Origin of the sequence: Enterobacter hormaechei subsp. hoffmannii (genome assembly GCF_001729745.1) — a bacterium.
Taxonomy (GTDB): Bacteria; Pseudomonadota; Gammaproteobacteria; order Enterobacterales; family Enterobacteriaceae; genus Enterobacter; species Enterobacter intestinihominis.
The window spans coordinates 13,691-26,314 of sequence record NZ_CP017187.1 but is presented as its reverse complement, the minus strand read 5'-3'; the positions used below and the strand labels follow the sequence as shown (position 1 = coordinate 26,314).

10 protein-coding genes are annotated in these 12,624 nt (G+C 48.1%); 6 read left to right on the top strand and 4 right to left on the bottom strand.

What is annotated here, in order from left to right; all coding sequences use genetic code 11:
* Positions 1-254 precede the first annotated feature (254 nt).
* Complete coding sequence (locus BFV65_RS21565) at positions 255-1,157, bottom strand: LysR family transcriptional regulator (RefSeq protein ID WP_063442867.1); 903 nt, start codon at positions 1,155-1,157, stop codon at positions 255-257.
* Positions 1,158-1,254: 97 nt separating this feature from the next.
* Here BFV65_RS21565 and BFV65_RS21560 point away from each other — a divergent pair, with 97 nt between their 5' ends.
* Entirely contained in the window at positions 1,255-1,863 is a 609-nt protein-coding gene (locus tag BFV65_RS21560) for a short chain dehydrogenase (RefSeq protein ID WP_049095464.1), read from the top strand.
* Between the two features lie 118 nt (positions 1,864-1,981).
* On the opposite strand, the gene BFV65_RS21555 is transcribed toward BFV65_RS21560, so the two are convergent.
* A complete protein-coding gene (locus BFV65_RS21555) occupies positions 1,982-3,163 on the bottom strand; it encodes an MFS transporter (protein ID WP_063136847.1) in 1,182 nt (393 codons plus the stop codon).
* 99 nt (positions 3,164-3,262) lie between these two features.
* On the opposite strand from BFV65_RS21555, the gene BFV65_RS21550 reads away from it, so the two are divergent.
* Positions 3,263-4,159, top strand: coding sequence for a LysR family transcriptional regulator (locus BFV65_RS21550; RefSeq protein ID WP_053065097.1), 897 nt, complete (start codon positions 3,263-3,265; stop codon positions 4,157-4,159).
* A gap of 60 nt (positions 4,160-4,219) precedes the next feature.
* Here the strand turns inward: BFV65_RS21550 and BFV65_RS21545 are convergent, their stop codons facing one another.
* Positions 4,220-5,659 (bottom strand): glycoside hydrolase family 1 protein, encoded by a 1,440-nt coding sequence (locus BFV65_RS21545; RefSeq protein WP_053065098.1) that lies wholly within the window; start codon positions 5,657-5,659, stop codon positions 4,220-4,222.
* Between the two features lie 353 nt (positions 5,660-6,012).
* Positions 6,013-6,783, bottom strand: a complete 771-nt coding sequence (locus tag BFV65_RS21540; RefSeq protein WP_081330565.1) for an AraC family transcriptional regulator — start codon at positions 6,781-6,783, stop codon at positions 6,013-6,015.
* 84 nt (positions 6,784-6,867) lie between these two features.
* On the opposite strand from BFV65_RS21540, the gene BFV65_RS21535 reads away from it, so the two are divergent.
* From BFV65_RS21535 to BFV65_RS21520, 4 genes are all read left to right on the top strand, one after another.
* Positions 6,868-8,082, top strand: coding sequence for an MFS transporter (locus BFV65_RS21535; RefSeq protein WP_063136911.1), 1,215 nt, complete (start codon positions 6,868-6,870; stop codon positions 8,080-8,082).
* A 30-nt stretch (positions 8,083-8,112) separates the two neighbouring features.
* Complete coding sequence (locus tag BFV65_RS21530) at positions 8,113-8,748, top strand: DUF1349 domain-containing protein (protein ID WP_023345584.1); 636 nt, start codon at positions 8,113-8,115, stop codon at positions 8,746-8,748.
* A gap of 389 nt (positions 8,749-9,137) precedes the next feature.
* Complete coding sequence (locus BFV65_RS21525; protein ID WP_048291888.1) at positions 9,138-11,012, top strand: beta-glucoside-specific PTS transporter subunit IIABC; 1,875 nt, start codon at positions 9,138-9,140, stop codon at positions 11,010-11,012.
* Between the two features lie 9 nt (positions 11,013-11,021).
* Positions 11,022-12,425, top strand: a complete 1,404-nt coding sequence (locus BFV65_RS21520) for a glycoside hydrolase family 1 protein (RefSeq protein ID WP_023345586.1) — start codon at positions 11,022-11,024, stop codon at positions 12,423-12,425.
* Positions 12,426-12,624 lie beyond the last annotated feature (199 nt).

The following is a 12,624-nucleotide window of genomic DNA, read 5'->3' as shown; positions in this document are numbered from 1 at the left end:
ATCCTTGCTGGCTTATGTCAGAACAGCGAATGGAAGAAGGTCGAATCCCACCTACAGACGTTGCATGATCTGTTGACTAAGTGGATCAGAACTGGCGATGAGAATCCTCCTTCTGAATATCAAAGCCAGGATTACAAATGAATAAGTTTGAGCTGATGCAAAAGCAGGAGAAAATTCATAGGGAATCTGGAACTATAGCTATATGCCATTTGATGTTGTATAGGCCGATCAGTTTTTCTGACTGATCGCAAATGTTAAACACAATTCGTGCCCCCGGAAATAGTCGTCATTTCCAGTATTTTGGTCAACCATACTCGGAGCGGATTATCATTACTTTTCCGATGCCAGGCGACAGTAACATCAAACGGGACCATTTTTTCTGGCATCTCCAGTTTACAGTAATTTCCCTGCGCTCCTATCGCTGATGGAATGAAAGCAATGGCGTCATTCGCAGTGAAAAAAGCGCCGAGCGTCGTATAACACGGTAACGTAGCGATGACATTATTTTTCATTCCGGCTTTGTTAAAAAAATCATCAACCAGATTTTCAATATTACCGGCACTCGGAGCAAATTTAACGGCAGGAATGTCTGAAAAGGACATTTTCATTTCAAGTTTTCCCGGAATAGCTGAGCCGTGTCTGACCACACAGCAGTACTCTTCACGCCGGATGTTTTTGCGTATCAGTCCGGGATCAATATGATTCGAAAAACCCAGTACCAGATCGACATCGCCGGAATTAAGACTTTCAACGTGGTGCCTGGAATTGAAGTCTTTGATTTCAACGCTGGCCCGCGGTGCCTGCATATGTAGTGTCTTCAGTAAGGATGGAATGATAGTAAGTTGAGCATATTCGTTTGCCATTATGCATATGCTGAAGTCCTGAATGTTCGGATTAAATACCTGGGGTGAACGAAGCTGGCTAACCTCATCCAGGATTTTTTCTACTTTAGGCACCAGAGAAAGGGCATAGTCGGTCGCCTCCAGTCCTGCATTCCTGCGTAGAAACAGCTCGGTTCCGAAATAAGTTCTGAGTCTTTTAAGATATGCACTGACCGCCTGCTGAGAGATATCCAGCTTTGAAGCCACCCTTGAGGCATTGAGTTCTTTAACCAGCAGTAGAAATACACGCATGTGTTTGATATCAATGAAATCCAATTCTAGTTGTACCTCATACAATTACCTATTTATTTAAATTGTATCACACCTCGTATATGATTTCTCCCGTATTTCATAAACATATCCGAGGCAAATAATGAAAACTGTAATTCTGATTGGTGCTCAGGGGAAGATGGGTAAAGCGGCGCTGACCGGTTTGGGGGATCACAAAGTTATCACCGCCAGTCGCTCAGGAAAAGGTACGGACTATCAGGTAGATATTACCAGCCATGAATCTCTGAGAGCTCTTTTCAAAAGCGTCGGCGCATTTGATGCTGTTGTTAACGCAGTTGGTCACTGCGAGTATGCCAGTTTTGTCGATATGACGGCTGAGCAGTGGGAGCTTACTGTCCAGAGCAAAATGCTGGGTCAGATCAATGTTGTTAAAATTGGCCTTGAGTACATCAACGACCGCGGCTCATTCACTTTAATTTCCGGCATTCATAATGTGAAACCTATCCCCGGCTCTATTGCTGACGCAACAACCAGCGGTGCTATCGACACATTTGTACAGTGTGTGGCTAACGAACTGCCCCGCGGGATCCGTATCAATGTAGTGAACCCAACCGTACTGGAAGAAGCCTGGGATGTTTACGGCCCTATGCTCCCAGGGTTCCAGCCAGTTCCGGGCAAACTGGTCGGAAAAGCGTTCCAGCGTTCTGTTGACGGATTTATCAACGGTAAAGTTCTCTTTGTCGATGCCTAACTGCCAGTCAGTCTGTTATTCAGCGTAACTGCTATAGCCTGAGGAGGAGCATAGCTCCGGACTCAGGCTATATGCGTTGAAAACTAAATGAATTTATGGGTGATGCTCACGACGGTTTTCAGTACGCAGCTTCAGTGCTTCTTTCCCTTTTTTGTAGCGCTCCCGCGAAAATACTGAGCAGGAAAGCGAAGAAAACGACCGCACCGGCAAGCCAAGTGGTATGCAGGAGACCGAAATGCATTACGACCAGGCCACCTATCCAGGTTCCGCCGGCGATACCGATATTGAAGGCCGATATATTCAGCCCTGATGCCACATCCACAGCTTCAGGAACGAATTTCTCAGCCTCCCTGACAGCCAGATATTGCAGTACAGGGACGTTTGCAAATGCGGCAGCACCCCAGACAAATGTAGTGACCAGCATCAGCCATGAATTAGATGCTGTCAGATATAAAGCGAACAACACCAGGGACAGTAATAAAAATATAATTTTCAGGGCATTAATAGGGCCGTGTTTGTCAGAGATCCGTCCGCCATACAGATTACCCAGTGCAGCTGCAAAACCGTATACCAGCATGACACCGCTTACAGCAGCGGGTGAAAATCCGGATATTTCCTCAAGAGTAGAGGCAAGGTAGGTAAACGTTATAAACGATCCCCCGTACCCGACCGCTGTCAGGGAATATGCCAGTATCAGTTGGGGGGTTGTCAGAACCCTGAGTAGAAATCTTACTGGCGCGGGTTCAGATTTTTTTATGCCGCGAGGGATCAGTAACAAGCTGCCTGCAAAGGCGATCATCCCGAGAACAGACACTGACAAAAATGTGGCTCTCCAGCCAAGGTGCTGAGCGATGAAAGTCCCCAGGGGAACACCGGTGACCAGAGCAACGGTCAGCCCGGCGAACATGATAGCTATTGCACTCGTGGCTTTATCTTTTGGAACAAGGCTGGCAGCGATGGTTGAAGCAATGGAATAGAACACGCCGTGTGCCATGCCGGTGATGATCCTCGCCACAATCAGCGAAACGAACCCGGGAGCTTGCCAGGCATACAAATTGCTAAGAGTAAAAACGACCATCAGGCACAGAAGAAGCGTTTTGCGGGACATTTTTCCTGTGGCTGCAGTTAAAAGAGGTGCACCTACTGCCACCCCCAGCGCATAGAGACTGACAAGCAGACCCGCTGACGGTACTGAAACTGATAAATCAGCTGAAATGATGGGAATGATTCCAACAAGGACAAATTCAGCTGTCCCGATAGCATAAGCGCTGATTGTCAAAGCGAAGAGTGCTATTGGCATAAAAATCCTTAATCGATAAATGTAAGGATTAATACTGAAATATCTCTGTGAATAAGAACAGATTTATGCCGTTAAAACACTTTTGACTTCAAGGCAAAGATGAAAACAACTTTAGCAGAAATGCAGATATTTATTGCTGTTATAGAAACAGGGACATTATCACGAGCTGCGTATGAGCTGGATCTTACCGTATCAGCTGTTAGCAGAGCGCTTCGACGACTGGAGGAGAAATTAGATACCGTACTGGTCAGACGCTCAACGCGGAGACTGGAATCCACTGAAGAAGGAAGGACATTCCTGGAATATGCCAAACAAATCATTGCTTCAGTAGAGGATGCAGAAGAACATGTCACCATGAAACGTCGTCATCCATCCGGGAAGATTCGGATCATTGCGTCCACGTCTCTTGTACTGCACGTCATTACACCGGTTCTGCATCGATATCAGAAATGCTATCCTGAGATAGAAATTGAAATAATTTCAAATGACAATGTTTATGATTTGCTTGAACACAGAAGTGATGTTGCTGTTTGCATCGGAAAACTCAAAGACTCCGGCTTACATGCGAAGATACTTGGGCTGTGCCAGATGATGTTTGTTGCCTCTCCGCGATACATTGCAGAGCATGGTATGCCTCATCGAGTTGATGCATTAAAAAGCCACAGGCTGATAGGTTACAAACAAAACTCCTTAATGAATGACTGGCCTCTGGATACGGGCGAAGAACACTATTATAAAATTCAGCCATCCATTGTCGCTTCAAACAGTGAGATTATAAGACAGCTGGCCATTCACTCGTCGGGTATTGCTTGCCTGCCAGAACCGTATGTAAAAAATGATATTACAAAGGGTGATCTTGTCAATCTTAATATAAAAGAGAAACTGCGTGTCCGCGAACCACTCAATGCGGTTTATTATAAAAACATTGTTCTTCCATCAAGAACCTCATCATTTGTAGAGTTCCTCGCGGAAAGTTTAGTGTTGCCCTCGGAATAAAAAATTATCCCATATCATTATAAATAAAAGAAAGTGTTACCGGTAAATGTTGGACTGTAATCAACGACACCGGAAAGGGATCAGGGTTTCCCCGTTCGTAGTAATGACATCCCGAAACCAGTAAAAACTATCCTTTGGATATCTTGCATAATCGCCATCACCGCTGTCATCATGGTCAACGTAGATAAAGCCGTAACGCTTATCTAACTCTGCGGTGGCGTTACTGACCAGATCGATGGGGGCCCATGCTGTAAAGCCCATAACTTCGACGCCATCCTCGATTGCTTCATAAACCTGATACAGGTGATTATTGATGTAATTAATACGGTAATCATCATTGACGGTCATATCCTCGTTAAGCTTGTCTCTGGCACCCAGTCCGTTTCCGGCAATGAACAGCGGCTTCTGATAGCGATCCCACAGCATGTTTAACAGGATGCGCATTCCCGTCGGGTCAATGGTCCAGCCCCACTCCGACACCGGCAGCAGCGGGTTTTGTATCATGCTCAGCACGTTACCCCGCGACTTTTCGATGGTGTCCTCGTCGGTTGTCGCACAGCCGCTGTTGTAATAGCTGAACGAGATGAAGTCCACGGTGTTGTTCTTCAGCTGCTCGCGGTCCTCCTCTGTAATATCCAGCACAATATTATTGTCACGGAAGAAGCGCAGCATGTACCCCGGGTAGGCTCCGCGGCACTGCACGTCGCCAAAGAACAGCCAGCCGCGGTTCTCATTCATCGTTTTCAGCACGTCATCCGGTTTGCAGGTCAGCGGGTAAAGCAGGCCCCCCAGGAGCATATTGCCGATTTTTGCATCCGGGATGATGTCATGGCACCGCCCCACGACGATGGCACTGGCGACCAGCTGATGGTGGATAGCCTGATAGATATCAGCCTGACTGCTGCCTTCAGGCAGGCCCACTCCGGTCAGCGGCGCGTGCAGGGACATGTTGATTTCGTTGAAGGTCAGCCACAGCTTGACCTTCTCTCTGTAGCGCCCGAAAACCGTGACGGCGTAGTCAGTGAAAAAACCAATCAGTCTGCGGTCAGCCCAGCCGTTATAGCGGGTCACCAGATTCCAGGGCATCTCATAGTGGGAGAGCGTCACCATCGGCGTAATTCCGTGCTGCAGAAGCTCGTCAAACAGCCTGTCGTAGTAGGCCAGACCGGCTTCATTCGGGGTCTGCTCATCACCCTGTGGATAGATGCGTGCCCAGGCGATGGAAACGCGCAGGCAGGTAAACCCCATCTCGCTGAAGAGTTTAATGTCCTCCGGGTAGCGGTGGTAAAAGTCGATGGCCACGTCCTTGATGCTGCTGACGCTCCCGTCACGTTCCACCACCTCGCCGAAGATACCTGCGGGCTGAACGTCCGAGGTGGACACCCCTTTGCCGTCCTTGTCCCATGCACCCTCGACCTGGTTTGCGGCAATTGCCCCGCCCCAGTAAAAATTATCCGGGAACACTGTTATTGTGAAGTGTTTATTCGCTGTATCTGACATTTTAGCTAACCTGTATACTAGGGCTGGAATAAACATATAATGCTTAAGGACGGTCCAATAGAGAGAAAATCGTTATGTATTATGAGAAGGCTTCATTTTGTCTGAATGGATTCATATAACAACTTAATATCCTGCACCTTCCTGTAAACCCTGCCATGATAAAAGGTTAATCGTATTTAATTTAAAATGCCTGAACGCAGAGTCATTTTTTCCAGTTCTGTCAGATCCTGATTATAATTTGTCGTTTATTCGATGTATCTGCATGAAAGGGAAATAGCGAATAAAAGAGTATCTATGGTCCCGCCCTGACGGAGCTGAAATGGAGCCAGACCGTTCTGTTCATATGAATCTGGTTATGAGAAATATTTAGATGGCGTGGTACCAAACATTGCCTTGAAAGCAGCAATAAAGCTTGAAGCAGACTCATAGCCTGACTCCAGCGCGACATTCATGACACTCTGGCCATAAGCCAGACGTTCCAGCGCAAACAGCATTCGATGTCTCTGTCTCCAGGCTCCGAAGGGAAGATTTGTCTCCTGAGCAAAAAGTCGTTCTATCGTTCTTCCGCTAGCTCCTGCTTCTCTGGCCAGGTCGTGCAGCGACCGTCGTGATCCCGGGTCGTGCTCCAGTAATTTTATTAAGTGGATGGCTCTGGGATCTTTCGGCTTGATCAGTTCCAGTGATGCGAGCTGTAAACCTGAAAGACTGCCTACCAACACCTCTGCCAGTCGGTGACTGTGACTATTTTCATCATAGGTCCACCCCATTTTTGCACACGCCATGATGAGCTCCCTGACCAGGTTGCTCACTTCAACCACGCAGCAGTGTTCAGGCTTATCCATGGAAAAAAAAGCGGGAGAAATATACAGAACAAAGGGCGAGGCTGGCTTCTTGGTTTCAACATAATGTTCAGTACCGGCATCAATCCAGAGTGCCCTGCTGGGTGGAAGAACCCACTCGCCGACATGTGTTTTGATGTGAATGACGCCCCGGGAGGAAAAAATTAACTGGTGGCGCGCATGAGTATGCTTTTCAAGAACATCAGCCCCCCATTGTTCTGGCTGACCTACCAGAGGCGAGATAGCGAAATCTGGATTCATAGTGTTTTGGCGTATATTAGACATAATTTGTCATCCTATCTGAATCATGACACGCATGCTACTGGTATTTTTTAGGTTGTTTTTACACCGTCGCACAGGGCGTATCAGATGAAAAGTAGTGAAGAAATGATATCAGGGAAAGGAAATGAGCTGGCTTATTCAGCAGACAATATTAAGTTCACAGAACTCACGGACGCAAAACTTGCCACCAGACTGGCATTCTTTATCGCTGGTTTTGGGCTCGCCTGTTGGGCTCCCCTGGTACCCTTCGCCCAAAGCCGTATGCAGGCGGAGCCCGCTCTTTTGGGTGCCGTATTGTTATGTCTGGGTCTGGGGGCATTAATAGGGATGCCTGCTGCCGGTGGCATTTCTGCTAAAGCCGGCAGCCGGATGGTCATCATCATGGGTGCTGTGGGTATTGTGGTTGCTTTACCCCTTCTTGCCCTGCTTTCCACCCCCCTGGGAATTGGTGCTGCACTTTTCTTATTTGGCCTTTCGATTGGTGCGACTGATGTAGCAGCCAACATTCACGGTTCTGAAGTTCAGGATCGGGCGGGTATGCCTTTAATGTCAGGATTTCATGGTTTTTACAGCGTTGGAGGGCTTGCCGGCGCTGTGGTTATGACTTTGCTGATTGCCACGGGATTACACGTTTTTGTGGCATCGATGATCGCAATATTTACGATACTGATATGCCTCTCAGTTATCAGAAACAAGTTCCTCAGAACAGTTACGGTTAACGACGCGCCATTATTTGTACTTCCTAAAGGTAAAGTGATTGTGGTAGGCCTTCTGGCAATGGTGATGTTCCTGGCAGAAGGTGCGATGCTTGACTGGGGTGCATTGCTCCTGATTCAGGAAAAAAGTTTACCGGCAAACATAGCAGGATCGGGGTATGTTGTCTTTGCGGTGGCGATGACATTAAGCCGCTTCGTCGGTGACAGGCTCGTCTCACTTGCAGGAGAGCGCTGGATACTGACTCTTGGTGTAATATTTACGGCAATTGGACTTTTGGTTATTTCACTGTCCTCATCCGTTGCCATTGTCTTTAGTGCGATTGCGATAGCGGGCTTTGCTGCCGGTAACGTGGTGCCTATTTTGTTCACGCGTGCAGGCAAACAGGATTCAATGGCCCCTTCTTTGGCTATCTCCGCTGCAAGCATGCTGGGATATCTGGGGGTGCTTATGGGGCCCGCAGCGGTCGGATTTATTGCACATTATACAGGACTGGCCAATGCGTTTTGTTTCCTGTCCGCCCTGGTCATGCTCTTTTCCCTGACCATCATCCCTATTTTCTCTGAAAAAAAAAATGTAGATCATTAAAAATTAATAGAATATATGAAAGGAATAGCTATGAACCATCTTTCACATGACAACATTAGCCTCTTACAGCCGTCAGAAGGCTCCGTTTGGAACATTGATACGCTATCCCGGAAGATAGCCGTTAGGGCATTGCCGTACAGTGATATTTTCATCGATCCGGGAAGGGGCACAAGCCAGGTAACGTCTGCAAGCCGGTGTAATGCAGCAACACTTTTACGTCCGGCTCCTGGCGGAGACTTTCAATTTCGTTCAACGGTAAAAGTCGAATTCGGTAACACCTTCGATGCCGGCGTGTTGCTTCTTTACGTTAACGAACGATCATGGGCGAAGTTGTGCTTTGAATATTCACCCGAACGTGAACCCATGGTTGTCTCTGTGGTGAACAACGGATATACCTCTGATGATGCCAATGCTTTTACCGTCAGTGGACAGGAAGTGCATTTACGGATCTCCCGCAAAGATAATGTATTTGCCTTCCATGCTTCGCTGGATGGTCAAAAATGGATATTTGTGCGCGCTTTTCCCCTTGATGTGCTGAACGACGCGGAACAGATTTTACACATAGGGTTCGAGGCACAAGCGCCTAACGCCTCCGGATGCGAAGTAGAATTCTCTGATTTCGCCCTCGTTTCAGGAAATGTTCCTGATTTCCGTAGCGGAAAATAGAGAACCGGATTTCAGAGTGAATGCAGGGCATACCGGTAAAAACATATCATGTGATCCCGCCACCTCACTTTTACCCTGCATGCTAATAGATCTGTATAAATAAAGCCTCATATCATATGAGGCTTTATTTTTTGCTATCTGTATATTTTACGACGATTGATATCGGTAATCCGCCATACTGCATTTCTGCTATTCATATGAACTCAGGCACGGTGTATAACATTTTTGAGGATACAATTAGATATCTGGAAACCCCAGTTATTTATACATTTCTCAGACGAATTTTTAGAAACTGGATTGTTACTGCGTTTGCAGGCAAAACCTACTTCAGACCAGTATTATCTGGGCGGAGTGGGTTTTTTTTTGCTTTTTGAAAGGTAAATGTCCCTATGAAATATCAGTCACTTGCTGAATTTATAATTAACCGGGTCGGCGGCCCGGAAAATATTAAAAGTTTGACCCATTGCGCAACAAGGCTTCGCTTTCAGTTAAGAAAATATGATGTTGTTCTGAAGGATGATTTGAGCAACCATCCAGAGATTATTATGGTGGTAGAAAGCGGGGGCCAACTCCAGGTGGTTGTGGGTAATAATGTTTCTGAAGTTTATAAGGCTATCGAAGCTACAGGCATTACGGATGAGACTGATCTAGCTGCAGGGAGCAGCGACGAGGCAGTCATAAAAGAAAATATCTTTAACAGGCTGATTAATGTGGTTTCGGGGATTTTTACCCCTTTTCTGGGGATCCTGGCCGCTTCCGGGATTATGAAGGGGCTGCTAGCCCTTGCTATCGTTTGCGGAATTACGACTGAGTCGAGCGGAACCTACAAAATACTGGCGGCAGCTGGTGATGCCCTGTTTTATTTCTTCCCTCTCGTGCTGGGTTACACTGCAGGCAAGCGTTTTGGCGGGTCGCCATTCCTGTCGATGGCGATTGGCGGCGCACTGATGCATCCGGCAATGATAGCGGCGTTCGACGCTCAGTTACAGCACGGCGCGTCAGTTGATGCCTTCCTCGGAATTCCCGTCACTTATATTAATTATGCCGGCTCGGTTATTCCGGTCATATTTGCTGCCTGGCTCAGTAGTGTGGTGGAGAAATTCTGTAATAAAATTCTCCCTTCAGCGGTCAAAAACCTCTTCACCCCTCTGATAGCGCTTCTCATCGTCGTTCCTGCTGCGTTCCTGCTTATTGGACCGCTCGCTACCGGCCTCAGCCACCTTATGGCAAATGCGTTTCTGGCCGCTTATGAGTTTGCGCCTGCTTTAGCGGGTACGATCATGGGGGGACTGTGGCAGGTCTGCGTCATGTTTGGTCTGCACTGGGGTCTTGTCCCCATCATGATCAACAACATCAGCGTGTTAGGCCATGATATTATGCAGCCATTACTGGTACCGGCCGTGGTAGGCCAGTTGGGCGCAGCGCTGGGTGTGTTCCTGAGAACCCAGGATCCAAAATTGAAAACTCTTTCGGGTTCGGCAGTCAGCGCGGCCATTTTTGGTATTACGGAACCTGCAGTATATGGTGTTAACCTCCCAAACCGACGGCCATTCATCTTCGGCTGCACGGCCGGAGCCATAGGCGGGACAATAGTCGGAGCATTCCACGGTAGTATCTATTCTTTCGGTCTGACCAGCTTCTTCACTCTCGCTCAGATGATCCCACCTACCGGTATGGATATGACCGTGTGGGGGGCCATAATCGGCACGGCCTTATCGCTCGTGCTTTCTACCTTACTGACCTATTTCTTCGGTTTACCGGCATCAAAAGAATCGCCAAGTGCTAACCCAGGTATCGCACCAGAAACAGCAGAGATCGTTATTCTCTCTCCGCTACAGGGGAAGGTTATTGATATTGCCGAAATCCGCGATCCGACCTTTGCCAGTGGCCTGCTGGGTAACGGAGTGGGGATTATTCCAACCTCCGGTAAAGTTATTGCGCCCTTTGACGGAGTTGTGTCGTCAATATTTAATTCCCGACATGCTATCAACCTGGTCAGTAATGATGGTGTGGAACTGCTGATCCACGTTGGGATCAATACCGTAAATCTGAAAGGTGAAGGTTTTACGGCACATGTAAAAACGGGTGATTCGGTAAAAGCCGGTGATCTGTTGATTGAATTTGATCTCGATTTTATTCAAAGCGCAGGATGTCTGCTGGACACGCCGGTATTAATCAATAACAGCGATGAATTCAGGGCAGTACATCTGGCAGATAAACAGACTGTTTCATATGACACGGTATTGATGACAACGATTAAGTGAGGAAGATTCATGAAAAAATTCCCGGATAATTTTTACTGGGGCGGGGCAATTGCCGCAAACCAGGTCGAGGGTGCATGGGACAAGGACGGCAAAGGGGTGTCCACCTCGGACGTTCAGCCCGCAGGTATCTTCGGCGAGGTGGTGGAACGTGACGGGAGCGTCAGCAGCATCAAGGACGTGGCCATCGACTTTTACCACCGCTACCCGGAGGACATTAAACTCTTCAGCGAGATGGGGTTTACCTGCCTGCGCGTTTCCATCGCCTGGGCACGCATCTATCCACAGGGTGATGAGCAGACCCCGAATGAAGCCGGTCTGGCCTACTACGACAGGCTGTTTGACGAGCTTCTGCAGCACGGAATTACGCCGATGGTGACGCTCTCCCACTATGAGATGCCCTGGAATCTGGTGACCCGCTATAACGGCTGGGCTGACCGCAGACTGATTGGTTTTTTCACTGACTACGCCGTCACGGTTTTCGGGCGCTACAGAGAGAAGGTCAAGCTGTGGCTGACCTTCAACGAAATCAACATGTCCCTGCACGCGCCGCTGACCGGAGTGGGCCTGCCTGAAGGCAGCAGTCAGGCTGATATCTATCAGGCTATCCACCATCAGCTGGTCGCCAGTGCCATCGTCGTGGGGCGGTGCCATGACATCATCCCGGATGCAAAAATCGGCAATATGCTCCTGGGGGGCCTGCTTTACCCGCTGACCTGCAAACCGGATGACGTGCTGAAAACGATGAATGAGAACCGCGGCTGGCTGTTCTTTGGCGACGTGCAGTGCCGCGGAGCCTACCCGGGGTACATGCTGCGCTTCTTCCGTGACAATAATATTGTGCTGGATATTACAGAGGAGGACCGCGAGCAGCTGAAGAACAACACCGTGGACTTCATCTCGTTCAGCTATTACAACAGCGGCTGTGCGACAACCGACGAGGACACCATCGAGAAGTCACGGGGTAACGTGCTGAGCATGATACAAAACCCGCTGCTGCCGGTGTCGGAGTGGGGCTGGACAATTGACCCGACGGGAATGCGCATTCTGTTAAACATGCTGTGGGATCGTTATCAGAAGCCGCTGTTCATTGTCGAAAACGGACTGGGTGCCAGAGATATTCTTCAAGACGACTTTACGGTTGACGACAACTACCGTATCGCTTATCTGAATAACCACCTGTACCAGGTCCGGGAAGCTATCGAAGATGGCGTGGATGTGATGGGATACACATCATGGGGCCCCATCGATCTGGTCAGTAACTCCACCGCGGAATTAGGTAAGCGTTACGGCTTTATCTACGTCAATCGCGATGATACGGGACGGGGCGATCTTAAGCGCTACAGAAAAGCGAGCTTCTACTGGTATGCCGATGTTATAAAAAGTAACGGTGAAACGCTGGTGCCAAATATCTGAATATCCGGATTTTGTCATACAGAAACGATGAAGTGAATACGACTTTTATCTATCGCTGAATGACTGTCTGGCCGCCGGATGGCGGCCAGACTTCGTTAATTCACCCAGGGTTAATTTATAACTTCATTATTTTTCATTTAAAAGAGAACGCAATTCGTGAATAGTGAATAGTGAATTATTGGTAGTCATCCTGACGGAT

Excerpts from the sequence above, each read along its gene's own strand:
- BFV65_RS21560 (WP_049095464.1), top strand. The coding sequence starts at position 1,255 with ATGAAAACTGTAATTCTGATTGGTGCTCAGGGGAAGATGGGTAAAGCG.
- BFV65_RS21555 (WP_063136847.1), bottom strand. The coding sequence starts at position 3,163 with ATGCCAATAGCACTCTTCGCTTTGACAATCAGCGCTTATGCTATCGGG.
- BFV65_RS21550 (WP_053065097.1), top strand. The coding sequence starts at position 3,263 with ATGAAAACAACTTTAGCAGAAATGCAGATATTTATTGCTGTTATAGAA.
- BFV65_RS21545 (WP_053065098.1), bottom strand. The coding sequence starts at position 5,659 with ATGTCAGATACAGCGAATAAACACTTCACAATAACAGTGTTCCCGGAT.
- BFV65_RS21540 (WP_081330565.1), bottom strand. The coding sequence starts at position 6,783 with ATGTCTAATATACGCCAAAACACTATGAATCCAGATTTCGCTATCTCG.
- BFV65_RS21535 (WP_063136911.1), top strand. The coding sequence starts at position 6,868 with ATGAAAAGTAGTGAAGAAATGATATCAGGGAAAGGAAATGAGCTGGCT.
- BFV65_RS21530 (WP_023345584.1), top strand. The coding sequence starts at position 8,113 with ATGAACCATCTTTCACATGACAACATTAGCCTCTTACAGCCGTCAGAA.
- BFV65_RS21525 (WP_048291888.1), top strand. The coding sequence starts at position 9,138 with ATGAAATATCAGTCACTTGCTGAATTTATAATTAACCGGGTCGGCGGC.
- BFV65_RS21520 (WP_023345586.1), top strand. The coding sequence starts at position 11,022 with ATGAAAAAATTCCCGGATAATTTTTACTGGGGCGGGGCAATTGCCGCA.